The 24,715-nt window shown below is 44.8% G+C and carries 19 protein-coding genes; 14 read left to right on the forward strand and 5 right to left on the reverse strand.

The window, feature by feature from the left end:
- The first annotated feature begins 19 nt into the window (after window positions 1–19).
- The 13 genes from leuC (at window position 20) to thrC (ending at window position 17,420) form a co-directional block, all read left to right on the forward strand.
- Window positions 20–1,417: a 3-isopropylmalate dehydratase large subunit gene (gene leuC / locus FLA_RS22010; RefSeq protein ID WP_076382547.1), complete on the forward strand. Its 1,398-nt coding sequence runs from the start codon at window positions 20–22 to the stop codon at window positions 1,415–1,417.
- A 28-nt stretch (window positions 1,418–1,445) separates the two neighbouring features.
- Window positions 1,446–2,204 carry a class I SAM-dependent methyltransferase gene (locus FLA_RS22015; protein ID WP_076382548.1) on the forward strand — a complete coding sequence of 253 codons (759 nt, stop codon included), beginning with the start codon at window positions 1,446–1,448 and terminating at the stop codon, window positions 2,202–2,204.
- Window positions 2,205–2,225: 21 nt separating this feature from the next.
- Window positions 2,226–2,822, forward strand: coding sequence for a 3-isopropylmalate dehydratase small subunit (leuD, locus tag FLA_RS22020; RefSeq protein WP_076382549.1), 597 nt, complete (start codon window positions 2,226–2,228; stop codon window positions 2,820–2,822).
- An 18-nt stretch (window positions 2,823–2,840) separates the two neighbouring features.
- Window positions 2,841–4,313: an ATP-binding cassette domain-containing protein gene (locus FLA_RS22025; protein WP_159445197.1), complete on the forward strand. Its 1,473-nt coding sequence runs from the start codon at window positions 2,841–2,843 to the stop codon at window positions 4,311–4,313.
- Window positions 4,314–4,324: 11 nt separating this feature from the next.
- Complete coding sequence (leuB, locus tag FLA_RS22030; protein ID WP_076382551.1) at window positions 4,325–5,437, forward strand: 3-isopropylmalate dehydrogenase; 1,113 nt, start codon at window positions 4,325–4,327, stop codon at window positions 5,435–5,437.
- 346 nt (window positions 5,438–5,783) lie between these two features.
- Window positions 5,784–7,487: a dihydroxy-acid dehydratase gene (gene ilvD / locus FLA_RS22035; RefSeq protein WP_076382552.1), complete on the forward strand. Its 1,704-nt coding sequence runs from the start codon at window positions 5,784–5,786 to the stop codon at window positions 7,485–7,487.
- 37 nt (window positions 7,488–7,524) lie between these two features.
- On the forward strand, window positions 7,525–9,270 hold the full coding sequence (gene ilvB, locus FLA_RS22040; RefSeq protein ID WP_076382553.1) for a biosynthetic-type acetolactate synthase large subunit: 1,746 nt from the start codon (window positions 7,525–7,527) through the stop codon (window positions 9,268–9,270).
- 24 nt (window positions 9,271–9,294) lie between these two features.
- The gene (ilvN, locus tag FLA_RS22045; protein ID WP_076382554.1) at window positions 9,295–9,885 is read left to right on the forward strand and encodes an acetolactate synthase small subunit; all 591 of its coding nucleotides are present in this window, start codon (window positions 9,295–9,297) and stop codon (window positions 9,883–9,885) included.
- 73 nt (window positions 9,886–9,958) lie between these two features.
- Window positions 9,959–11,011 (forward strand): ketol-acid reductoisomerase, encoded by a 1,053-nt coding sequence (gene ilvC, locus FLA_RS22050; RefSeq protein ID WP_076382555.1) that lies wholly within the window; start codon window positions 9,959–9,961, stop codon window positions 11,009–11,011.
- A 71-nt stretch (window positions 11,012–11,082) separates the two neighbouring features.
- Window positions 11,083–12,339: a threonine ammonia-lyase IlvA gene (ilvA, locus tag FLA_RS22055; RefSeq protein WP_076382556.1), complete on the forward strand. Its 1,257-nt coding sequence runs from the start codon at window positions 11,083–11,085 to the stop codon at window positions 12,337–12,339.
- A 297-nt stretch (window positions 12,340–12,636) separates the two neighbouring features.
- The gene (gene thrA, locus FLA_RS22060; RefSeq protein WP_076382557.1) at window positions 12,637–15,078 is read left to right on the forward strand and encodes a bifunctional aspartate kinase/homoserine dehydrogenase I; all 2,442 of its coding nucleotides are present in this window, start codon (window positions 12,637–12,639) and stop codon (window positions 15,076–15,078) included.
- A 40-nt stretch (window positions 15,079–15,118) separates the two neighbouring features.
- Window positions 15,119–16,051, forward strand: a complete 933-nt coding sequence (locus tag FLA_RS22065) for a homoserine kinase (protein WP_076382558.1) — start codon at window positions 15,119–15,121, stop codon at window positions 16,049–16,051.
- Between the two features lie 58 nt (window positions 16,052–16,109).
- On the forward strand, window positions 16,110–17,420 hold the full coding sequence (gene thrC / locus FLA_RS22070; protein ID WP_076382559.1) for a threonine synthase: 1,311 nt from the start codon (window positions 16,110–16,112) through the stop codon (window positions 17,418–17,420).
- Window positions 17,421–17,616: 196 nt separating this feature from the next.
- Here thrC and FLA_RS22075 read toward each other — a convergent pair whose 3' ends face one another.
- The 4 genes from FLA_RS22075 to tssD (FLA_RS22090) all read right to left on the reverse strand — a co-directional run bounded on the left by FLA_RS22075 (window position 17,617) and on the right by tssD (FLA_RS22090) (window position 21,113).
- The gene (locus FLA_RS22075; RefSeq protein ID WP_076382560.1) at window positions 17,617–19,269 is read right to left on the reverse strand and encodes an ArnT family glycosyltransferase; all 1,653 of its coding nucleotides are present in this window, start codon (window positions 19,267–19,269) and stop codon (window positions 17,617–17,619) included.
- Window positions 19,266–19,874: a phosphatase PAP2 family protein gene (locus FLA_RS22080; RefSeq protein ID WP_076382561.1), complete on the reverse strand. Its 609-nt coding sequence runs from the start codon at window positions 19,872–19,874 to the stop codon at window positions 19,266–19,268. The genes FLA_RS22075 and FLA_RS22080 overlap by 4 nt, the downstream gene beginning before the upstream one ends.
- A gap of 322 nt (window positions 19,875–20,196) precedes the next feature.
- On the reverse strand, window positions 20,197–20,586 hold the full coding sequence (tssD, locus tag FLA_RS22085) for a type VI secretion system tube protein TssD (protein ID WP_076382562.1): 390 nt from the start codon (window positions 20,584–20,586) through the stop codon (window positions 20,197–20,199).
- Window positions 20,587–20,717: 131 nt separating this feature from the next.
- Window positions 20,718–21,113 (reverse strand): type VI secretion system tube protein TssD, encoded by a 396-nt coding sequence (tssD, locus tag FLA_RS22090; protein ID WP_076382563.1) that lies wholly within the window; start codon window positions 21,111–21,113, stop codon window positions 20,718–20,720.
- Between the two features lie 236 nt (window positions 21,114–21,349).
- On the opposite strand from tssD (FLA_RS22090), the gene FLA_RS22095 reads away from it, so the two are divergent.
- On the forward strand, window positions 21,350–23,410 hold the full coding sequence (locus FLA_RS22095) for a M48 family metalloprotease (RefSeq protein ID WP_076382564.1): 2,061 nt from the start codon (window positions 21,350–21,352) through the stop codon (window positions 23,408–23,410).
- A 130-nt stretch (window positions 23,411–23,540) separates the two neighbouring features.
- Here the strand turns inward: FLA_RS22095 and FLA_RS22100 are convergent, their stop codons facing one another.
- Window positions 23,541–24,665, reverse strand: coding sequence for a lactonase family protein (locus FLA_RS22100; RefSeq protein WP_076382565.1), 1,125 nt, complete (start codon window positions 24,663–24,665; stop codon window positions 23,541–23,543).
- Window positions 24,666–24,715: the final 50 nt, after the last annotated feature.

Genomic DNA, 24,715 nt, shown 5'->3' on the forward strand with positions numbered 1-24,715 from the left:
CATTTTTTACAAGATAGTTATGGCGAAAACATTATTCGATAAGATTTGGGAGAAGCACGTAGTAAAGCAGATTGAAGGCGGGCCCTCTGTATTATATATAGATAAACACTTTATTCATGAAGTTACCAGTCCGCAGGCTTTTAAAGGACTGGAAAAAAGAGGGATGCAGGTATTTCGTCCTAAGCAAATTGTTGCTACGGCCGATCACAACGTTCCTACGTTGAACCAGCACCTGCCTATTAAAGAAGAATTATCACGCATTCAGGTGCAAACCCTGAAAGAGAACTGTGAAAAGTTCGGTATTGAATTATACGGTCTGGGCCACCCCTTCCAGGGAATTGTTCACGTGATCGGGCCCGAACTGGGCGTTACCCAACCGGGTATGACCATGGTATGTGGTGATAGCCACACCTCTACCCACGGCGCTTTCGGTTCTATTGCCTTTGGCATTGGCACCAGCGAAGTAGAAATGGTAATGGCCACCCAGTGCCTGATGCAAAGCAAGCCTAAGCTCATGCGCATTAACATTGAAGGCGAGCTGAAAAATGGCGTGGTATCTAAAGATATTGTACTGTATGTGCTGGCACAGATTTCAGCCAGTGGCGCTACCGGTTACTTTATTGAGTTTGCAGGTTCTGCCATTCGCAGCTTAAGCATGGAAGCCCGCATGACCATTTGTAACATGAGCATTGAAATGGGTGCCCGCGGTGGTATGATTGCCCCCGATGAGGTTACTTACGAATATATGAAAGGCCGCCTGTTTGCACCACAAGGTGAAGCATGGGACAAAGCAGTAGCCTACTGGCGGACACTGCCTACCGATGAAGGCGCCACATTCGACCAGGAATATACCTACCAGGCAGCAGACATTGAGCCCATGATCACCTACGGTACCAACCCCGGCATGGGCATTGGCGTTACCGGTCACGTACCTGCTTTAAGCGAAATAGAAGAACGCGAAAAACCTTCTTTCGAAAAGTCGCTGCAATACATGGGCCTGGAAGCTGGCAAAAGCATCCAGGGCAAAAAGGTAGATTATGTGTTCATCGGCAGCTGTACCAATAGCCGCATTGAAGATTTACGCATGGTGGCCTCTTTTGTAAAAGGCAAAAAGAAAGCAGACGACGTAGAAGTATGGATAGTACCTGGCAGCAAGCAGGTAGAGAAACAAGCCATAGAAGAAGGTATTGATAAAATATTTGAAGAAGCCGGCTTTCAGTTAAGACAGCCTGGTTGCAGTGCTTGTTTGGGCATGAATGAAGATAAAATTCCTGCTGGTAAATACTGCGTTTCTACTTCCAACAGAAACTTTGAAGGCCGTCAGGGTGCAGGTGCCAGAACCTTACTCGCCAGCCCGCTTACCGCCGCAGCAGCAGCCGTTACAGGGGTGATTACCGATGTAAGGGAATTAATCTGATAGCGCAGTCAATACTAAAAAATCCAATATGCCTGACATTAAGTGGAATAGCGAATTGTACGACAACAAACACAGCTTCGTATCGGCCTACGGCGAAGACGTGGTAAGCTGGTTACAACCTGCCAACGGCGAAAAGATCCTCGATCTGGGCTGTGGTACCGGCCAGCTGGCGCATTCCATTGCCATGAGCGGTGCAGAGGTTACAGGTATTGACAAATCGCCCGACATGATTGCAAAGGCGCAGGAGGCTTATCCCAACCTGCACTTTGCAGTAAAAGACGCAACCGATTTTCAATTTGCACAACCATTCGACGCTATCTTTTCCAACGCCACCCTGCATTGGGTGAACGAAAAGGAAAAAGCCATAGCCTGCATGTATAATAACCTGGCAGCAGGTGGCAGGCTGGTACTGGAAATGGGCGGAAAAGGCAACGTACAAAGCATTGCCGACGCTGTTTACCAGGCCATGCAGGAAGAAGGACTGGCCGATAAAAAATCGCCGGACTTCTGGTATTTTCCTTCTTTAAGTGAATATACCACCCTGCTGGAAAAACAAGGCTTCCGGGTAGTAAGCGCCATCCATTTTGACAGGCCTACCGCTCTTACCGGCGAAGACGGCATGGAAAACTGGATTCAAATGTTTGGCAGCTTTTTCTTTAAAAACCTTACCGCCGAACAGGTAACAGGTATTATTAAAAAAGCAGTAGAATATTTACGCGCCGAATACTATCATGATGGTGCCTGGGTAGCCGATTATGTGCGTTTGAGAATCAAGGCTATTAAATAACATTGAAAGAACAAGGATTGTATGAGCAATAAAAGCATAAACATAGTAACATCATCAGCTGTTCCGCTGAATATTGAAAATATCGACACAGACCAGATTATTCCTGCCCGCTTTTTAAAAGCTACCAGCCGGGATGGTTTTGGTAAAAACCTGTTTCGCGACTGGAGATATGAAAACGATGATGAAGCGCAACCCAAAAAAGATTTTGCTTTAAACAACCCTGCTTATTCCGGTAAAATACTGGTAGCTGCTAAAAACTTCGGTTGTGGTTCCAGCCGCGAGCACGCAGCATGGGCTATTAAAGATGCTCACTTTGATGTGGTAATCAGCAGCTTCTTTGCCGACATTTTCAAAAACAACGCACTCAACAACTTCCTGTTACCCGTAACCGTAAGCGAAGCGTTTTTACAAAAGATATTCAACGCTATTGAAGCAGATACTACCACAACCCTGGAAGTAAACCTGCCGGAGCAGTTTGTAAAAATCAACACTACAGGCGAGCAGGAAAGCTTTGACATCAATAGCTATAAAAAAACATGCTTATTAAACGGCTTCGATGATATTGATTACTTAATCAATATGAAATCTGAAATAGAAGCGTACGAAGCAGCACGATAAATTATGCCGGAAGCTTTTATGATAGGAAAACAGGTAACTGTCAGGCATCAGCAACAACTGGTGCTTGACCGGCTTGACTTTTCCATGAGCCAAGGTGAGCATTGGCTGTTAACCGGTGAAGCCGGTTCGGGCAAAACCACTCTGGCCAAAGTACTGGCTAAACAATGCTTTTACACAGGTGAATTACACATTCACTTCACAACCGAAACTAACTGCCCACAGGTATTATACGTGCCGCAATGGCACCAATTTACCAACCACGCCGGTATTAAAGATTTTTATTACCAGCAACGCTATAACAGTTCCGATGCACAGGATGCCAACACCGTTATAGAAGATATTCAACTCAGCTTTCCCACCGCCACTACCCAACACATTCAAACATTACTGGACAACTTTGGCATAGGCCATCGCGCCCATACGGTGTTACTGATGCTGTCCAGTGGCGAACAAAAGAAACTGCAACTGGTAAAAGCCGTATTAACCGCACCGCAGCTGTTAATACTGGACAACCCCTACATTGGCCTGGATGTAGAGTCACGCAAAAAGCTCAACATCATTTTAACCACACTGGCACAGGAAAAAGGCACACAGTTGATCATCATCAGCGATGCAGCCGAAATACCTGCCTGTGTTACCCATGTAGCGGTAGTAAGCCAGCAACACCTGGCTGTTACACCCAAAGCACAATTCAAAGCCGGCAGCATTGCAGCAACAGCTTTCACTTTCGATGAAGATTTGTTAGGCGATATGTTATATGCCACACCAGCCGCCACCAATTTTAACCAGGCGGTACACATGGAGCATATCAACATTAGCTACGGCGATAAAAAGATATTGAACGATGTTAGCTGGACGGTGAACAAAGGCGAAAGATGGTTATTACAAGGCCACAATGGCGCGGGTAAAACCACCTTATTAAGCCTTATTACCGGCGATCACCCCCAGGCCTATGCCAATCCCCTATCCCTGTTCGATAAACGCAGGGGAAGCGGCGAAAGCATCTGGGACATTAAAAAGAAAATAGGTTTTGTATCACCCGAACTACATTGGTATTTTGATGCCACTACCTCCTGTATGGATGTATTGCTATCCGGCTTCTTTGATACCACCGGGTTATACCGCAATGCCAGCGACGAGCAAAAGCAACAGGCCAACGCCTGGCTGCACTACCTGCAACTCAACGGCATAGCCAACAAACTGCTGGCACATGTTTCCATAGGCCAGCAACGCCTGTTATTACTGGCAAGGGCTTTTATCAAAAACCCGCCATTGCTGGTATTAGACGAACCCTTCCAGGGCGTTGACGAGCAACATGCAGCACAATTCATTTCACTGATAGATAAATGGATGCAACATCCCGAAAGAACACTGATATATGTTAGCCACCGCTACGATCAGATGCCCGGTTGCATTCAACAGGTATTTAAACTGGAGCAAGGAAAGCACCAGGTAGTACCCATAACCAAATCAAAACAAACAACAGCATAAAAGCAGCAGATATGAAAAAACAAATTGCAGTTATCTTAGGCGATGGTATTGGACCGGAAGTAACCCAACAATCCATTAAAATATTAGATGCCATTGCCAAGCAATACAACCACGAATTCACTTACGAATACTGCCTGATGGGTGCAGATGCCATTGACAAAACCGGCAGCCCGCTACCCGACGAAACACTCACTACCTGCTTAGCCAGCGATGCAATTTTATTCGGCGCTATTGGCCATCCTAAATATGATAATGATCCTACCGCAAAAGTACGTCCTGAACAAGGCCTGTTAAAGCTGCGTAAATCGTTACAGTTGTTTGCCAATATCCGCCCTGTAAATACTTATACCTCTTTACAACATTTATCGCCCTTAAAGGCTAAAAACCTCGAAGGTGTTGACTTTATCATCTACCGCGAATTAACAGGCGGTATCTACTTTGGTAAAAAAGAAACCAGTGCCGATGGTCAGTCCGCTACAGACGATTGCACCTACAGCATTCCTGAAATTGAGCGCATTGCACACCTGGCATTCCAGCACGCACAAAAGCGTCGCAAGAAATTAACGCTGGTAGATAAAGCAAACGTATTGGAAACCTCACGCCTGTGGCGCAAGGTGGTACAAGACCTGTCATCTCAATATGCTGATGTTGCGGTGGATTATATGTTTGTAGATAATGCTGCTATGCAGATTATTGTAAATCCTAAGCAGTTCGATGTAGTATTAACAGAGAACATGTTTGGTGATATCATCAGCGATGAAGCCAGCGTTATCAGCGGTTCATTAGGTTTATTACCTTCTGCATCCGTAGGCAGCAGCGTAGCCCTGTTCGAGCCTATTCACGGTTCTTATCCACAGGCTGCCGGTAAAGACATTGCCAACCCTATTGGCTCTATCTTGTCTGCTGCTATGTTATTAGACCATTTTGGTTTAACAGTAGAAGCCGACCTGGTACGCAGCGGCGTTGAATGGACTTTACAGCATGGCTTTGTATCTAAAGACATCGATCCTATCAATTGCTATTCAACATCTGCTATTGGCGATTTGATCAGAGATTTTACAGAAAATAAACTGCCTACAGATATTAACAACAATATCCGTTTAAGTCAGTCTACTATTATATAAAATTCATATATAAAACAGAAGGCGAAAGCCGGCAACTACCTAATGTTCGTTTCGCTTTCTGTTTTATAAATACTAAGTTCTTCCCTCTTTTCTTCAAAAAGTTCTTTGTTTGTAACAAGGCAGTTTGTACATTTGGCAACAAATAACAAACGCCTTAATGTTTAAAGGAATTATCAATAATGTCATTACCAACGTCACAATTATTATTGTGGTGGTAGTCATTATTATTATTCCTGCACTGCATGGAGGTGGAATCAACGTATAAAAAAGAAACTGAAAATACGAAGCCCGCCTCCAAAAGAGGCGGGCTTTTTTTATTTCCATACACAACGATAGATTATATACAATGAGCACTCAACCAAACGATCAGGTATTGAATAAGTATTCACGCGTTCTTACACAAGATCCTACGCAACCAGCGGCACAGGCCATGTATTATGGTATAGGTTTTAAAGAAGAAGACTTCAACAAAGCGCAGGTCGGTATCGTCAGCATGGGATATGATGGCAATGGCTGTAACATGCACCTGAACGATCTGGCTGCACTGGTGAAAAAAGGTGTGAACAATACAGATGATCTGATAGGTTTAGTGTTCAACACCATTGGCGTGAGCGATGGTATGAGCAATGGTACCGATGGTATGCGTTACTCACTCGTAAGCCGTGATGTAATTGCCGATTCTATCGAAACCGTATGTGGTGGCCAATACTACGATGGCTTGATTGCCGTACCAGGTTGTGATAAAAACATGCCAGGTAGCCTGATAGCCATGGGCCGTTTAAACCGTCCTGCTTTAATGGTATATGGTGGCAGCATTGCACCCGGCCATTACAAAGGAGAAGATTTAAATATCGTATCTGCATTTGAAGCCTTAGGCAAGAAACTGGCAGGTCAGTTAAATGAAGCCGACTTCAAAGGCATTATTCAACATAGCTGCCCGGGCGCCGGTGCCTGTGGCGGTATGTATACCGCTAATACCATGTCAGTTGCTATTGAAGCAATGGGCATGAGCCTTCCCTACTCTTCCAGCAACCCTGCATTAAGTGAAGAGAAGAAAAAAGAGTGTCTCGAAGCAGGTAAAGCCATCCGCTTATTGCTCGAAAAAGATATCAAACCAAAAGATATCATGACACGCAAAGCATTTGAAAACGCTATTGTAACCATTATAGTAATGGGCGGCAGCACCAACGCTGTACTGCACCTGATAGCCATGGCAAGAAGTGTGGATGTGCCTTTAACACAGGACGATATACAGGCTATCAGCAATCGTGTACCGGTACTGGCCGATTTCAAGCCAAGCGGTAAATACCTGATGGAAGATCTGCACAACAAAGGCGGTCTGCCTCCTGTAATGAAATACCTGCTGAGCAAAGGCCTGTTACATGGCGATTGCATCACAGTAACGGGCAAAACACTGGCAGAAAACCTGGCCAATGTTCCCGATCTGAATTTCGATGATCAAAAAATTGTACTTCCGTTAGAGCAGCCATTAAAAGCCACCGGCCACCTGCAGGTATTGTACGGTAACCTGGCCCTCAATGGCAGCGTAGCAAAAATCAGCGGTAAAGAAGGCGAACGTTTTGAAGGCCCGGCAAGGGTATTTGATGGCGAAAAAGAATTGATCGCCGGTATATCCAGCGGTCGCGTAAAAGCAGGTGATGTAGTAGTGATCCGTTACGTAGGCCCTAAAGGCGGTCCGGGTATGTCGGAAATGCTGAAACCTACCTCCGCTATTATTGGCGCAGGCTTAGGTAAATCAGTGGCCCTGATCACAGACGGACGCTTCAGCGGTGGCACACACGGTTTTGTAGTAGGCCACATCACTCCGGAAGCATACGACGGCGGTGGTATTGCACTGGTACAGGACGACGACACAATTATCATTGATGCTGTAAACAATACCATCAATATGCTGGTGTCGGACGAAGTGCTGGCACAAAGAAAAGCAGCCTGGGTACAGCCTGAGTTAAAAGCCACCAAAGGCGTTTTATATAAATACATTAAAAGTGTACGCCCTGCCAACGAAGGTTGCGTTACCGACGAACAATAACCTAACACACATCACCCGATAAATTAAAACACGAGTTATGAGTACTCTTGATATAATAAAAGAAAAAGAAGCTCCTGCCACACAAGCCACCACTACCGAGCTTACCGGCTCGCAGGCTGTACTGGAAGCTTTTCTTGCAGAAGGTGTAAACACCTTCTTCGGCTACCCTGGCGGAGCCATCATGCCCATCTACGACGCTTTATACGATTATCGCGATAAACTCAATCACATACTGGTACGTCACGAACAAGGCGGCATACATGCAGCACAAGGCTTTGCCCGTACCTCCGGCAAAGTAGGTGTTGTATTCGCTACCAGCGGCCCTGGCGCCACCAACCTGATTACCGGTCTGGCAGATGCTATGATCGACAGCACTCCCCTGGTATGTATCACCGGCCAGGTGTTTGCACACCTGTTAGGAACCGATGCCTTCCAGGAAACAGATGTAATCAACATCACCACGCCTGTTACCAAATGGAACTACCAGGTAACAGACGCATCAGAAATACCAGCAGTATTAGCAAAGGCGTTTTATATCGCACGTACCGGCCGTCCGGGCCCGGTGTTAATCGATATCACCAAAAACGCGCAGATGCAGAAGTTTAACTACGAAGGATACACTCCTTGTACGCACATCCGCAGCTACCGTCCTTATCCTAAAGTACGCAATGAATACATAGAAGCAGCAGCAGCTTTGATCAACGAAGCCAAGCGTCCTTTCGTATTATTCGGACAAGGCGTTATTCTTGGTGAAGCAGAAGCCGAATTCAAGGCCTTCATCGAAAAATCTGGTATCCCGGCTGCCTGGACCCTCCTGGGCCTGAGCGCATTGCCTACCGATCACCCGTTAAACGTGGGCATGCTGGGCATGCATGGTAACTACGGCCCTAACGTATTAACCAACGAATGTGATGTATTAATCGCCATTGGTATGCGTTTCGATGACCGCGTTACCGGCCGTTTGGATAAATATGCCAAACAAGCCAAAATCATTCACCTGGATATTGACCCGGCGGAAATAGATAAAAACGTAAAAGCAGAAGTACCTGTTTGGGGTGACTGTAAAGAAACCCTTCCCATGCTCACCAAACTGGTGAAGGCAGGCGATCATAAAGAATGGTTACAACGCTTCCGCGATATGGAAAAGCAGGAAGTGGAAGCCGTTATACACGAAGAGTTAAACCCTTCTACCGAAACGCTGACCATGGGTGAAGTACTGAAAGTACTGAACGAATTAACCAACGGCGATGCAGTAGTGGTAACTGACGTAGGCCAGCACCAGATGGTAGCCTGCCGTTACGCTAAGTTTAACCAAACCAGAAGCAACGTAACCTCAGGTGGATTAGGCACTATGGGCTTTGCCCTGCCAGCCGCAGTAGGCGCTAAGTTTGGCGCACCGGAAAGAACCGTGGTAGCTATTGCCGGCGATGGTGGTATTCAGATGACCATTCAGGAGCTCGGTACTATTATGCAGTTTAAAGTAGGCGTAAAACTCATTATCCTCAATAACCAGTTCTTAGGCATGGTGCGCCAGTGGCAGCAACTGTTTAACGACAAACGCTATTCATTCGTGGATATCACCAGCCCCGATTTTATAGCAGTAGCCAAAGGTTACTATATAGAAGGACAACGCATCTCGGCCAGGGAAAATCTGAAACAAGCTTTAAAAACCATGCTGGATCACGACGGTGCTTACGTTCTGGAAATTATGGTAGGCAAAGAAAACAACGTATTCCCCATGGTTCCACAAGGATGTGGCGTAAGTGAAATCAGACTCAAATAGTAGTCACTACTTAAACTAAGTACAATGGAAAAACAAGAATATACCATCACCGTTTATACCGAGAACCAGGTTGGTTTGCTTAACCGCATCGCCATCATGTTCTCCCGCCGTAAAATCAACATCGAGAGCTTAAACACCTCTCCTTCCGAAATAGAAGGCATTCACCGTTTTACTATCGTAGTAAACGAAACAGAAGATGTACTGCGTAAACTGGTTCGCCAGATTGAAAAGCAGGTAGACATTTTAAAAGCAGAATACTCTACCAACGACGAAGTAATATACCAGGAGCTGGCACTGTACAAAGTACCTACAGATGCCATTGCCGAAAAAGCAAAAGTAGAAAGGTTATTACGCGAATACGGTGCAAGAGCCATCGTTATCCGTAAAGACTATATCGTGTTTGAAACTTCCGGTACCCGCGAAGAAATTAACCGGTTGGTTACCGCGCTGGAACCTTATGGCCTGATGGAGTTTGTAAGAAGTGGCCGTGTGGCCATCATCAAAGCCAGCATGGGCTTTCACGAAAAGCTGAAAGAGTTTGAACAAAAAGAACGCAGCGAAGAAGTAGCAGAAAATGAATACCTGGGCCAGCAGGACCACGTGTTTACCATGTAATACAGGGCGCAACCAAAACTAACAAACCAACCAACACAATCAAATTCACAATACAAAATAAACAAACAAAACCATGGCAAAATTAAACTTTGGGGGAGTGGAAGAAAATGTTGTTACTCGTGAAGAGTTTCCACTTTCCAAGGCGCAGGAAGTACTGAAAAACGAAACCGTTGCCGTTATCGGTTACGGAGTACAAGGCCCCGGCCAGGCTTTAAACCAGCGCGACAATGGTATTAAAGTGATTGTTGGCCAGAGAAAAAATTCAAAAACCTGGGATAAGGCCGTTGCTGATGGTTTTGTACCTGGTGAAACTTTATTTGAAATTGAAGAAGCATTACAGCGCGGTACCATCATCTGCTACCTGCTGAGCGATGCTGCACAAATAGAATTATGGCCTACTGTTCAAAAACATTTGACAGCTGGTAAAGCATTATATTTCTCTCATGGCTTTGGTATCACCTTCAACGAGCAAACCGGCATCGTTCCTCCTAAAGATGTGGACGTATTCCTGGTAGCTCCTAAAGGTTCAGGTACTTCTTTAAGAAGAATGTTTTTACAAGGTCGTGGCCTGAACAGTAGCTATGCTATTTTCCAGGATGCTACCGGTAAAGCACAGGAAAGAGTAATTGCATTAGGTATTGCTGTAGGTAGTGGTTACCTGTTCGAAACTGATTTCAAAAAAGAAGTATTCAGCGATTTAACAGGCGAAAGAGGTACCCTGATGGGTGCTATCCAGGGCATCTTCGCTGCTCAGTACGAAGTACTGCGCAGTAAAGGCCACACTCCTTCTGAAGCGTTCAACGAAACAGTAGAAGAGTTAACCCAATCGTTAATGCCATTAGTAGCAGAAAACGGTATGGACTGGATGTATGCCAACTGTTCTACTACTGCTCAACGCGGTGCGTTGGATTGGTGGAAGAAGTTTAAAGACGCTACTTTACCTGTGTTCCAGGATCTGTACGAAAGCGTTGCTACCGGTAAAGAATCTCAGCGTTCTATCGATTCAAACAGCAAAGCTGATTATCGTGTGAAACTGGAAGCAGAACTGGCCGAATTACGCGAAAGCGAAATGTGGCAGGCAGGCAAAACAGTAAGAAGCCTGAGACCAGAAAATCAAAAAGGATAATTTATAAGGCAAACGTGAGAGCATCAGTTCTCACGTTTGTTTTTTCTTCGATTTACATTCCACCATATCATATGAGTACCAGCACAACACCAGATACATTGGACTATAGAGCAGCCGCAGAAAGATTGAAGAAAGTGGTTACGAAAACGCCACTTACTTACAGCCACAGTCTTTCGCGCCAATACCAGTGCCATGTGTATTTGAAGAGAGAAGATTTACAGGTAGTGCGATCCTATAAGCTGCGTGGCGCTTATAACATGATGAGTTCTTTATCTGCCGACCAGTTAAAACACGGTGTGGTTTGCGCCAGCGCCGGCAACCATGCACAGGGCTTTGCTTTTTCGTGCAAGCAACTGAATGTAAAAGGCGTAGTGTTTATGCCCATTATCACGCCCAAACAAAAGGTTACACAAACCCGCATGTTTGGCGAAGACATGATTGAAATTAAACTGGTAGGCGACACTTTTGACGACTGTGCTATTGCCGCCAAGCAATACACCGAGCAAAACCGCATGACCTTTATTCCTCCCTTCGATGACATCCGCATTATAGAAGGACAGGCTACCGTAGGCGTGGAAATACTGGACGAATTAACTACTCCTATCGATTACGTATTTGTACCTATCGGCGGTGGTGGTTTAGCTTCCGGCATAGGCAGCTATTTTAAAGAGTTTTCTGCTGTTACCAAAGTAGTAGGTGTAGAACCCGAAGGCGCCCCTTCTATGACAGCCGCTTTAAAAGCAGGCCATCCCGTAACACTGGATAACATAGACCGCTTTGTAGATGGTGCAGCCGTTAAACGCATTGGCGATACCACCTTTGCTATATGCAAAGAGGTGCTGGCCGATATGCAAACCGTTGCCGAAGGCAAAGTATGCTCCACTATATTAAAGCTGTATAACGAAAACGCTATCGTAGTAGAACCTGCAGGCGCTTTATCTATTGCTGTATTAGATCAGTATGCCGAAACTATCAAAGGCAAAACCGTAGTATGTGTGGTAAGCGGTAGCAACAACGATATAGACCGCATGCCCGAGATCAAAGAACGCTCGCTGCAATACGAAGGTTTAAAGCATTACTTCCTGGTTCGCTTTGCACAACGTCCCGGAGCCTTAAAAGAGTTTGTGAATAATGTATTAGGTCCTAACGATGATATTACCCGTTTCGAATACATGCAAAAAACAAACAAAGAAGTAGGTCCGGCATTGATTGGTGTAGAGCTTTCTCAAAAAAGTGATTATCAGCGTTTATTATTAAACATGCAGGAGTACCGGATTAATTATACAGAGTTGAACAAAGATGCCGATCTGTTTAGCTACCTCGTGTAAATGCTCCATTATTTATTTACACTAACGATTGTTATATGAAAATGCCTGCTTAAATTGCTGGTGCTTAGTTAGAATGATAGCAAATCAACAACATATTATCTCCTCTTCTACAACAGTTATAGCTAACGCTATAACCGTTGCTGCTATCATTATCTCCACCATTATTACAATTATTATTACAACCCGTTAAGGGTTGTACATTTCCATATTACCACCGGGGCGATTTTCGCTGCATCTTCTGAGGAAGAAGAATTATATTCACGATACATCATCTAAAGCCATACTTAATACAACTATATGCGCGTTTTAAAATTCGGCGGTACTTCGGTAGCCAATGCGGATAATATAAAAAAGGTAATAAACATACTTCAACAGTACAACCAGGGAAAAACAGTAGTAGTTATCTCCGCATTAGGAGGGGTAACAGACCTGTTAATTAAAACGGGCTCACTGGCAGCCAGCAAAGACGAAACTTACAAAGAAGTATTAGCCGAGCTGGAAAAAAGACACCTGGATACGGTTAAAGCATTGTTACCTGTTACGCAGCAAAGCAGTTGCCTGAGCAAGGTGAAACAGCAGTTTAACGAGCTGGAAGAGATTTGTGAAGGAGTATACAGGTTAAACGAATTATCGCCCCGCACACGCGACCGCATCATCAGTTTTGGTGAATTACTATCCTCACAGATAGTAGCAGATTATTATGCCGCTATTCATCAGCCCTGCGAGTGGCTGGATGCACGGTCACTGATACGCACCAACGCCAATTATGGATTTGCAGCAGTAGACTTTGATACAACCAATTCTTCGATTGCAGCACAGGTAGCAAAGTCGGCCAACAACCTGTTTGTTGCGCCGGGCTTTGTAGCCAGCAATAAAGAAGGACATACCACCACCTTAGGTCGTGGCGGATCGGATTACACTGCTGCCATCTTTGCTGGCGCCCTGGAAGCGGAAGCACTGGAAATATGGACAGACGTAAACGGTATGATGACAGCCGACCCACGCTGGGTAGCTAACGCTAAAAACATAGCCGAAATCAGCTACCAGGAAGCGATGGAACTGTCGCACTTTGGCGCTAAGGTAATCTACCCTCCTACTATACAGCCCGTAATGGCTAAGCAGATACCGGTATGGGTGAAAAACACCTTTGCACCGGAAGAACATGGCACTTTAATACGCAACACCCCCAGTGTGGAAGGTGAGTTCATACGCGGCATATCCAGCATGAACAACATTGCCCTGTTAAGCCTGGAAGGCAGTGGTATGATAGGCATACCCGGTTTTTCCAAGCGTTTATTCGAAGCTTTAGCCAAAGAAGAAATTAACGTAATACTCATTACCCAAAGCTCATCCGAGCATGCTATCTGCGTAGCCATCAACCTGGTGGATGTAGAGAAGGCTGTAAAGGCAGTAGACGGCACATTTGAGGCCGAAATCAGAGCCGGCAAGGTAGATACTTTAAAAGTAGAAAGAAACCTCAGCATCATAGCCCTGGTGGGCGATCAGATGAAGAGCCATCCCGGCATCAGTGGTAAAATGTTTGGCGTGTTAGGCCGCAACGGTATCAACGTACGCGCTATAGCCCAGGGTTCTTCTGAAAGGAACATCTCTGCGGTGATCTCTTTTGACGATGCTAAAAAAGCAGTGACCGTTTTACACGAAGCCTTTTTCGAGTTTGAATACAAGCATTTGAATGTGTGCATTACCGGTGTAGGCAATGTAGGCGGCAAACTGATAGACCAGATAGCACAACAAAAAGCCTACCTGCAGCAACACCTGAAACTGAAACTGAAAATAGTGGCGCTGGCCAACAGCCGCAAAATGCTGATAAAAGAAGAAGGCATTTCGCTGGACAACTGGCGGGAAGAACTGGAAAGCGGCGCTCCGATGGAGTTGAACAGCTTTGTCACGGCAGCCGTATCTAAAAACCTCCCGAACGCCGTATTTGTAGATGTTACCGCCAATGCCGATGTGGCACAGGTATACGGCAGCCTGCTGGCAAAAAGCATCTCCGTGGTAGCCTGTAACAAAATAGCCTGTTCTTCTGCCTACGGCTATTACCAGCAGTTAAAATCGCTGGCAACCGCCTACAACGCGCAATTCTTATTCGAAACCAACGTAGGTGCAGGCTTACCCGTAATAGGCACCTTAAACGACCTGTTACGCAGCGGCGATCGCATTAACAAGATACAAGCCGTATTAAGCGGCACCCTCAACTTCGTGTTCAACAACTACGACGGCACCAAACCATTTGCCGAAGTGGTACGCCAGGCACAGGAAGAAGGCTATACCGAGCCCGATCCACGTTTAGACCTGGGCGGTACCGATGTAATGCGTAAAATAATGATACTGGCCCGTGAAGCCGGCGAACAGCTGGAAATGGATCAGATAGCCAATACGCAATTCCTGCCGGCATCCTGCTTTGAAGGTTCTGTAGAAGACTTTTACAAAGAGATGGCTAAACAGGAAGCACACTTCCAGGCATTGTATAAAGAAGCGGCCGACAAAGGTTGCAAACTGAAATTTGTGGCCACTTTTGAAAACGGTAAAGCTGCGGTAGGCTTACAGCATATACCACCCGCTTCGGACTTCTACCATTTGTATGGAAAAGATAACATCGTGTTATTCTACACACAACGTTATCCCGAACAACCATTGGTAGTAAAAGGAGCAGGCGCTGGTGCCGACGTAACCGCATCAGGTGTATTTGCAGATATCATCAGAACTGCACGTGTATAACACATACACAACACCTGGTACACCATTAAAAAATAAGAACATGGCTTTTGTGAATAAGAAAGTAAAAGTAGCAGCTCCCGCCACCGTAGCCAACCTGGTATGTGGCTTTGATATCCTCGGTTTGTGCCTGCATGATCCGTACGATATTATGGAAGTGGAGTTGCTGAATGAGAAGAAGGTTATTGTAAAAAGTGCAGATGGCTATCCCCTGCCGGAAGACCCGGCATTGAACACAGCCGGTGCACCTTTACTGGAAATGCTGAAGGAAGTGGAAGACAACATTGGCTTTTCCGTGTTGATACACAAACGCATCAAACCCGGTAGCGGTGTAGGTTCCAGCGCAGCGAGCGCCGCAGGTGCCGTAGTAGCCGCCAACCACTTATTAGATAATCGCTTCACCAAAGATGAACTGGTACAGTTTGCCATGTTTGGCGAAAAAGTAGCCAGTGGAGTAAAGCATGCCGATAACGTAACCCCCTGTATATTTGGTGGGGTCACCTTAATCCGCTCCATCTTCCCGCTGGATATAGTACCCTTATCTTCTCCCCCATTATACGTAACTGTAGTACACCCGCAGATTGAAGTGCGTACGGCAGATGCCCGCGCTATTCTGAAGCAAAAAGTATTACTGAAAGATGCGATTAAACAATGGGGCAATATAGCAGGCCTGGTAGCAGGCTTCCTCAAAAATGATTACGACCTTATTGGCCGTTCATTGGAAGACTACCTGGTAGAGCCGGTGCGCAGTATTCTGATACCCGGCTTTGACGATCTCAAAAAAGCGTGTAAAGCTGCCGGCGCCTTAGGGGGCGGCATATCGGGTTCAGGGCCTTCCATCTTCATGCTCAGCAAAGAAGAATCCACAGCTAAAGAAGTGGAAAAAGTAATGCAGCAATGCTATACACAGCTGGGTATCGACTTCCATACCTACTTAACCACCATTAATACCGGAGGAGTTAAAATATTGGATTAAAACATTCTAAACACAATCAAAACCGCACTACCTAAACGGTAGTACCAAACCAAACCACATGCAATACTATAGTCTTAACCGCAAGTCGCCTAACGTAAGCTTTGCCGAAGCTACTGTACAGGGACAAGCGCCCGATAAGGGTTTGTATTTCCCGGAGCATGTTCCTTCGTTGCCAGCCAATTTTATAAACGACATTCACCAGTTCAGCAAAGAAGAACTGGGCTTTACCGTAATGAAGCCCTATGTGGGCGACAGCATTCCCGACCAGGAATTACAACGCATCGTAAAAGAAACGGTAGACTTTCCTTTTCCTTTAGTGAAAGTGAAAGAAGATGTGTACTCACTGGAACTGTTTCATGGCCCCACCCTGGCGTTTAAAGACGTAGGTGCCCGCTTTATGAGCCGCTGCCTGGGTTATTTCAACCGCAACAACAACAAAGAAGTAACCGTGCTGGTAGCCACCTCCGGCGATACCGGCGGCGCTGTAGCCAATGGCTTCTTAGGGGTGGAAGGCGTTAACGTGGTAATACTGTACCCATCCGGCAAAGTAAGCCCCGTGCAGGAACTGCAATTAACTACCTGCGGCCAGAATATTACCGCCCTGGAAGTGAAAGGCAATTTTGACGATTGCCAGGCGATGGTAAAACAAGCCTTTACCGATGCCGATTTAAATAAGCATCTGACACTTACCTCCGCCAATTCTATCAACGTAGCACGCTGGTTGCCACAACAGCTGTATTACTTCTTTGCCTACCAGCAATGGAAAGATACACAGCCACCTGTTATCTCTGTACCCAGCGGTAACTTCGGTAACATCTGCGCAGGTATTATAGCGCACGTATCCGGCCTGCCTGTGCAACACTTTATAGCTGCCTGTAACGATAATGATGTAGTACCGGTATACTTTGCCAGCGGTGGCAACTACGAGCCTAAGCCGGCAGTAGCCACACTCAGCAATGCTATGGACGTAGGTAACCCCAGCAACTTTGTGCGCATACTGGAATTGTTCAACAACGAATTTCCCCGCTTACAGCAGGCTATCAGCAGCTACAGCATCAGCGATGATACCACGGTGGCTACTGTAAAAGAAGTATATACAAAGCTGAACTACCTGCTCGATCCACATGGCGCGGTAGGATATTATGCACTGGCCGATTACCTGAAAAGCCATAGCAACGGCAAAAACAAGCTGAAAGGGTTCTTCCTCGAAACAGCCCACCCGGTGAAATTTCCGGAAGCGATAGAGAAAGTAACAGGTGAAAAAATTCCTTTACCCGAAAGCGTATCCTATTTGCTGGACAAACAAAAAGAAAGCGTAGTAATGAATGCTTCTTTCAACGAGCTGAAAAGCTGGTTACTGAGCAGGTAAAAATTATTTTATCATACATAAAAATCCCGGCTCCTTTCAGAAGCCGGGATTTTATTTATGTCAACTGCATCAACAGACATTGTTCTATATATCACCACACCAGTTCATTCTATTCATTGTCTCCTTCTCTTTTTCGTCTCATGAACAACAATGTACGTCAACATTTCATAACCCATTTCTGGCCAGCGGCGAATACCTACTTCTCTGCTACACGTGCCAAAACAAAGTGCCCTAACACCTGCTCCCGCTTTCGGGCGTTGATAAACTCTCCCGTTAACTGACTGATGTGAAAATCATTCACACGCTTTAAAACCTCTATCTTAAAATGACGCTGCTGTAACTCTTTCACATTATCCTCTATCAGGTATACCCATGCATATCCATGCTTACGACTTATACTCACCAATTCGTCTTCTGTTAAAGCAGTTTGTACTAAACCCGGTGCATAAAACTCAAAAGAGTATACATAACATTTATACAATACTGCTTTGTTATAGGCCTGCTTATCCTGTTGCAACCATTGCCCGGCTTCCATTCCACCCTGGTAATGCATCAAAGCAGGATAAAAGAACAGGTTCAGAAACAAGAATAACAACGCAGCAAATACAAAGTTGCGGCCTGTGATCGCTTTCAATGTAGCCTGCTTGTACCATACCAAAACAACCACTAAGGCTATAACAATCAACACCCAACCCCATACATGCACTAATCCACTGACGATTTGTAAAAGGCCTATCAACAACACCAATGCGCCCAGCAACACAAACTGTACAATACTTATTCCTTTCCAGGCTTTTGCAGAAGTCACAGAACAGAGATAATCAGCTGTTATTATAGCAAAGTGCGGAAACAGGATCACTATGTAATGCGGCAATTGAAAGCGGGATAAAGAAAACATCAGAAAGCTGAGCAAGGCACTGCCGCTTATTATCCAACGCTGTAATACTGTTTTGTTTTTCTTACGCACTATCTGCACTACTGCTATATACAAGTAAACACTCCAGGGTAAGAACGTCCACAATGTAGTATGCAAAAAGAAAGAAGGATCCCCCTTACCCCGTATAGGCCCGTTGTTAAAGAAGCGGCCAAACTGGCTATCCCAGAAAAAGAAACGGATACCCGATACACCGGTATGGCCAAACACTACTTTCTCAGGGTGCATATCAAACTGTACATACAGGCTATATAGCTCCGGGAACAAGAACAATAACGTTAGCACCAGGAACAACCACCATTTAATGGCAATAAACTGCTTCCATTGTTTGGTCATTAACCACCAGCATACAAAGCCACCTGCAATAGTAACCAGTACAAATATGCCCTTTGTCATTACCGCCATAGCACTGCAAACAGCAGCAGCCAGAATGTACTTTAACCAGCTGTTAGCTTCAGCCGCTTTATATAAATAATAAATGGCTGCGATAACAAAAGCAGTTAAATACGCTTCTGCCCTTACATCATAGTTGCTGAGCAGTACATGCAACGAAGTGCTGTAAATAACTACCGCTAATAAAGCAGTGGTATTGTTATATAATGCCTGCGCCAGCTTATATACATACCATGAGCCAATTACAAAACAGATAAACGCAGGCAATTTGTAAGCAAAGGCCGTTATGCCCAACAGCTTCATACTTACCGCTGCCAGCCAGAAAGGCATATGCGGTTTATCCAGCCAGTCGCCCCCATTGCCATACAGGTTCATCCAATCGCCTGTTAACACCATGTGCTTGGATATACTGGCATACAAGGCACCATCCGGTTCCATTATTTCATTCAGTAAACAAGTGGCATTCAGTGCAATAGCACTTATTACAAGTAATAGTAAAAAACTACGCGAAAGTATATTCATGATAATGCTGCAGACACTTTACTGCTTTCTCTTCGTTTGAACTTACGTGTACAAAAATAGTTAAACAAGCCTGACGTAAGCCAGCCTATTGCCATGCCTAATATAGCCCCTCCTGCTATATCCAAAGGAAAATGCTTCCCTACATATACCTGTGCATATCCAATCACAAAAGCCCATATCCACACCCAGCTCCAGCGTTTGCCGGTAGCCAGCAACACCGCCCTGTACCAGAACATAGCCAGACCAAAGTGATTAGCTGCATGTGAAGAAGGAAAGGAATACTGCCCTCCGCAACCTACCAGGCTACGCACCATACCCTGTAAATCCAGATCGTAGCAAGGTCTTAGCCTTCCCACCCAGGGCTTGATCAGGCTGCTGCTGGTAAAGTCTGCTATGCCAAACGTAAGCACCGTTAAAGCCAGAAACCACCAGAACCAGGGCTTGATTTTGATAAACGACCAGATGAGAAGAACCAGGTAAAGAGGTGCCCATGTAACGGCATTGCGGAGAAGCATCATAAACTGATCGAGCCAGGAAACACTCCACGTGGAGTTGATAGCAACAAATAGCTGCCTATCCAATGATTCTAACCATTGTTGTAACATTTTCTACAGTTTTCAGCGAACAAGCTAAAAACACTGTGTGAGCCTAATATTAAGCGCCTATTATCAAATTGTTGCCGCCGGTAAAAGCAACAAAACATCGTGTAAATAACAACTTTCATCATTGACTTTCACCGCAATAGATAAAAATACACTCACACTTTTTATCATTTCCTTTACTAAACACAGGTAGCATAAAAGTAAAAAGGCTTGCCTGCGCAAGCCTTTTATGAATACGGATCTTGTATACTAGTTCAGGGTGTGATCTTATCTATAGTAGTATGCTTTTCTAAGCAATGGATACACCAACGTATTGTCGGCATCTCTATTTATTAAACGTGATCCCATTAAAAATAAGAGAAGCGCTACTAATCATAAATGAACTTAACAATCCACCCGGCAAATGCTTCTCCCCTTCAAACACATTATCCAGCTGCACACAGTAAGCATCTGCAAACTCCAGCACCTGGTGTGTGCCCGTGCTGCTGTTCACTTCATAAAAGCGGATAACACCGCTTCTCTTTTCATCCGGGGTAAGCATCCACTGTATAATCTCTTTAGGAGCGGGCGCTTCCAGGGTTACCGTAATTTCCCCCGCCAGAATCTGCGCATGTGGCGATCCGTCGGGTTTTATATTCTGCCGGTAATTGAACGAACAATGTCTTATTTCATAATTGCTCCCTTCAATTTGTAAAGCTGCTTTATACGAACTCATGGCAATAGTTTAGTAACTGCCCTTACAGGCAATAGGATGATACAATACCAACACGTATATAACTCCTTTCCGCAAAACGAACAATGTTGCAGGAAGGAGTATTGATCATTTACTCACCACACTTGTTTTGCTTAAGAAGGCCACCTGCCACAATACTGCGAGTTGCCGTACTTGATGGTTTCAGCGCTTACTACAAAGCTTACAAACATGCTTTTAGCGTTAACGGAATCGAATTTTACTTCGTGCCAGATAACATAACCGTTTTCCCACCCCAGTTCAATCAGCTTACCTTCTTCATTTGACTTGTTGAAAGTAATATCACCTTTGGTAGGCTTGAACTTAGCATTCAGCATGCTTTCGAGAATATCGCTTTTCTCGGTAGCTTCAATAGTAACCTTTACAGTAGCATTGGAAGGATCGGAGGCAACACGACCGGAGGGGTCGTTAGTGCGGGCTACGCTGTAGCTAACATCCAGCACTTTAAAGTCGTTACCACCATTAAATTTCAGAGTTGCGTTGTACGCCATAAAAGAAAATTTAAAAGTTAATAATAAACAAGTTTAATAGTATTAATTGTAAAATCAAAACATTTGCGCCAAGTGTAGTATTTATACGACTGCCTGATTATTAATATTTTCAAACATAAACGCCTGTGCCGCATCTATTTACCTGCCATGCGCCCCCAACAGCTATAACAGATTATTGGCCCTTTTTGCTGCCCGCGTAATGTATATTTACCGTAACTGAAAACCCAGGATTGATTATGTCTTCTCAACCCGTAGCAGTATCGGCACGTTTTAAAAAGAAAGCCACATCGGCCATCTTGTCTATTTTCCTTTTTGTGGTGGTATACCTTTTACTGATAGCCTTTTCCATAGGTCTTACGCTGACATTGGGCTACATAGGTATCCAGATCATTATAGCAAAGCCCATGTTACTTACCCTGGTGCTGGGTATAGGCCTTGCCAGTGTGGGCGTTTTAATACTGATATTCCTGGTTAAGTTCCTTACCCAAAAGCATATTGATAAGCCTTCCGGGTTAATGGAAATTACACCGGAACAAGAACCTGAACTATTTGAGTTTATCAACAACATTGCCCGGGAAGTAAATACCAGTTTACCTAAAAAAGTGTACCTGTCGCCCGAAGTAAATGCAGCCGTTTTTTACAACTCTACTTTCTGGAGCATGTTCCTGCCGGTGAAAAAAAATCTGCTCATCGGGTTAGGCCTAATTAATACTGTTTCCCGGAGTGAATGCAAAGCAATATTGGCACATGAATTCGGTCACTTCTCTCAAAGTACAATGAAAGTGGGCAGCTATGTATATACCGTTAACAAGATCATATACAATATGCTGTACGATAACGACGGCTATATTTCACTGGCCAACAGCTGGGCCAGCTCCAGCAGCTATATGGCTTTTTTTGTGCGATTGGCCGTAAAAATTAACCAGGGCATTCAATGGATATTACAGCAGGTATATAAAGTAGTGAATCTTAGCCACAGCGGCTTAATGCGCGAAATGGAATTTCATGCAGATGCAGTAGCCGCCAGTGTTACAGGAGCCGATCCGCTTATTACTTCCCTATCCCGCATGGAACTGGCCGACAGATCTTACACCATACTGCTCAACTATTACAGTAATAGAATTGAGGAAGCCATCAGCACCCAAAACATCTACCCACAGCAACAATACCTGCTGCGCTTTATTGCAGAAGAAGACGGCCTGCCGTTTGAACATGGCTTGCCTGTGGTGAACAAAGCAGACGCTAACCGCTACAATAAATCACGCCTGGTTATTACCAATCAGTGGGCCTCCCACCCCGAAACCAAAGACCGGATTGCCGCTCTGCTTCAATTAAACCTTCCACAACAGCAACCTGACCACTCGCCTGCCGCTACCCTGTTTCAACACCTTTCGCAATGGGAAGCAGCTGTTACCGCCAGCCTGTTTGCCAATGTGCAATACCCGGCAACTCCTACCCTACAGGATAAAGAAGCTTTTGCAGAAGCCTTCACCCGGCACTACCAGGAACATTCATTTGGCAAACTGTTCAATGGCTATTACGATAAAAACAATCCAACCGAAATAGACATTGACAACTATGTTCCCCTGCCCCAAACAGCCAATTCTATCCACGAGCTGTATGGAGATCAGGCACTTGACCTGATATATACCCAACAAGGATTGGAAAGCGATATAGCCACTTTAGAACGCATAGCTAGAGAAGAGTTACAGATACAAACATTTGATTACAATGGTAACAGGTATCAGAAAGCAGATATAGAACAGCTATTGCCTTCATTGCAACAGGAGTTAAAAAGTGTAGAAGCCAGCCTTCAACAGAATGACAAAGCCATTTATCAATATTTTCTCTCCCTGGCACAAAAACAGGACAAGGTGGATGTTCTTAACACACAATATCAACTATTCAATCACACACATACCACTTATCGCAGCAGGCAGCAGGTATCTGTTCAGGTAGGCGAAGCATGCAATTTTATTAATGTAGACAGGGCTATTGAGATAGTGGAAAAGAACATACGCATTCTTACTACAGAAGAACGCCCTTTTAAACAGCAGGTAACTGAAATATTAACCTCCCCTTCTTATCAATCACTTTTAACACCCGCTATCAAAGAGGTATTAGAAAAGTACGTGCAAAAAGATTGGGTTTATTTCTCCCGGCCTTCCTACAACAACGAAGCCCTGGAAACGCTCTTCACTAGCATACAGTACATGCAGTACCTGATATCCAAACATTACTTTGTAGTAAAGAAAGACCTGCTACAAACCTTTGAAGCACTGCAGAAACAAGCATAGTATTATAGGCACAGGCATTATTTCCCATAAGAGACCATGCCCAATAGCCACAGTCATCACCAATAAAAAAGCCTTCTTCATCAGGCCATTTGATGAAGAAGGCTTTTTTATATAGTAATCAGTTTAATAACTATTTCACCGGTACCATTTTCAGACACACAGGCTTGTTTACCTGGATAGTAGTATGTGTATCTTCCAGTAAGCCATAGTTTTTATTGATAATGAATATCTGTACGTTATTACTGTCGCGGTTGGCTACCAGTAAAAAACGACCGGTAGGATCAATCATAAAGTTACGTGGATGTAAGCCTACGGGCTGATGTCCTACTTCCAGTAATTTACCATCGGTGTTTACTTTATAAATCACAATTTCATTTGCCTTGCCACGGATAGAAACATACAGGAATTTACCGTTAGGGGTAATATGAATGTCCGCACCACCCATATCGTTTTTATCACCCACTTTCGCGGTTGGCAGTGATTGAATTTCTGTAAACTGGCCGTCTTTGTTTTCATACACTAACAGCTTGCTGGATAATTCAGTCATTACATAGGCATATTTTCCGTCTGCTGAAAAAGTGATGTGACGAGGGCCATAACCATCTTCCAGGGTATAATATTGCGGGTCGCCATCCGTTAAAGGAGTTGTAGCGTCAGTAGCATTGAACTTGTATTTATATACCCTGTCGTTGCCCAGGTTGGGGGCAAACAGGAATTTTTCATCAGGTGTAAATACCACGCTGTGCACATGGGGCATTTCCTGGCGCTGAACGTTCACGCCGTAACCCTCATGCCCAATAGTTTGTAAAGCGGGCTGTAATGAGCCGTCAGCCCCTGTTTTAAACAAACTCAGGTTACCGCCGTTATAGTTGGCTACCACTACGTTTTTGCCAGTAGAATCTACTGATACATAACAAGGGGATGCTCCTGCGGTGGTTTGCTTGTTCAGCAGGGTTAATTGCCCCTTAGGCTTATCCAGGGCAAAGGCGCTTACATCGCCATCATTGCTGCCAGGATATTCATTTACAGCATACACATACTTCTGATCGTGAGAAACTGCCAGGTAGGTGGGATAACCCGTTTCGGTATGACTTACCAGGGTAGCTTCGCCTTTGTTGGGATTAAAACGATACACAAATATGCCGCCGTCCTTACCATCGGCATTAGTACCAATCAGCAAATATTGAAAAGGATTCTGGGCAAAAGATATGGCACTGGTGCATATCAGTGCCAAAGCAACTATAATTCTACGCATATGGTGAGATATTAATGTTGCAATTTAACAAAGTAGCAGCCGCAATGGTT

The organism is Filimonas lacunae, from assembly GCF_002355595.1.
In the GTDB taxonomy this organism is placed as follows: domain Bacteria; phylum Bacteroidota; class Bacteroidia; order Chitinophagales; family Chitinophagaceae; genus Filimonas; species Filimonas lacunae.

What these genes read in the sequence shown, in the direction of transcription:
- leuC (WP_076382547.1), top strand. Translation starts at nt 20, where the DNA reads ATGGCGAAAACATTATTCGATAAGATTTGGGAGAAGCACGTAGTAAAG.
- FLA_RS22015 (WP_076382548.1), top strand. Translation starts at nt 1,446, where the DNA reads ATGCCTGACATTAAGTGGAATAGCGAATTGTACGACAACAAACACAGC.
- leuD (WP_076382549.1), top strand. Translation starts at nt 2,226, where the DNA reads ATGAGCAATAAAAGCATAAACATAGTAACATCATCAGCTGTTCCGCTG.
- FLA_RS22025 (WP_159445197.1), top strand. Translation starts at nt 2,841, where the DNA reads ATGATAGGAAAACAGGTAACTGTCAGGCATCAGCAACAACTGGTGCTT.
- leuB (WP_076382551.1), top strand. Translation starts at nt 4,325, where the DNA reads ATGAAAAAACAAATTGCAGTTATCTTAGGCGATGGTATTGGACCGGAA.
- ilvD (WP_076382552.1), top strand. Translation starts at nt 5,784, where the DNA reads ATGAGCACTCAACCAAACGATCAGGTATTGAATAAGTATTCACGCGTT.
- ilvB (WP_076382553.1), top strand. Translation starts at nt 7,525, where the DNA reads ATGAGTACTCTTGATATAATAAAAGAAAAAGAAGCTCCTGCCACACAA.
- ilvN (WP_076382554.1), top strand. Translation starts at nt 9,295, where the DNA reads ATGGAAAAACAAGAATATACCATCACCGTTTATACCGAGAACCAGGTT.
- ilvC (WP_076382555.1), top strand. Translation starts at nt 9,959, where the DNA reads ATGGCAAAATTAAACTTTGGGGGAGTGGAAGAAAATGTTGTTACTCGT.
- ilvA (WP_076382556.1), top strand. Translation starts at nt 11,083, where the DNA reads ATGAGTACCAGCACAACACCAGATACATTGGACTATAGAGCAGCCGCA.
- thrA (WP_076382557.1), top strand. Translation starts at nt 12,637, where the DNA reads ATGCGCGTTTTAAAATTCGGCGGTACTTCGGTAGCCAATGCGGATAAT.
- FLA_RS22065 (WP_076382558.1), top strand. Translation starts at nt 15,119, where the DNA reads ATGGCTTTTGTGAATAAGAAAGTAAAAGTAGCAGCTCCCGCCACCGTA.
- thrC (WP_076382559.1), top strand. Translation starts at nt 16,110, where the DNA reads ATGCAATACTATAGTCTTAACCGCAAGTCGCCTAACGTAAGCTTTGCC.
- FLA_RS22075 (WP_076382560.1), bottom strand. Translation starts at nt 19,269, where the DNA reads ATGAATATACTTTCGCGTAGTTTTTTACTATTACTTGTAATAAGTGCT.
- FLA_RS22080 (WP_076382561.1), bottom strand. Translation starts at nt 19,874, where the DNA reads ATGTTACAACAATGGTTAGAATCATTGGATAGGCAGCTATTTGTTGCT.
- tssD (WP_076382562.1), bottom strand. Translation starts at nt 20,586, where the DNA reads ATGAGTTCGTATAAAGCAGCTTTACAAATTGAAGGGAGCAATTATGAA.
- tssD (WP_076382563.1), bottom strand. Translation starts at nt 21,113, where the DNA reads ATGGCGTACAACGCAACTCTGAAATTTAATGGTGGTAACGACTTTAAA.
- FLA_RS22095 (WP_076382564.1), top strand. Translation starts at nt 21,350, where the DNA reads ATGTCTTCTCAACCCGTAGCAGTATCGGCACGTTTTAAAAAGAAAGCC.
- FLA_RS22100 (WP_076382565.1), bottom strand. Translation starts at nt 24,665, where the DNA reads ATGCGTAGAATTATAGTTGCTTTGGCACTGATATGCACCAGTGCCATA.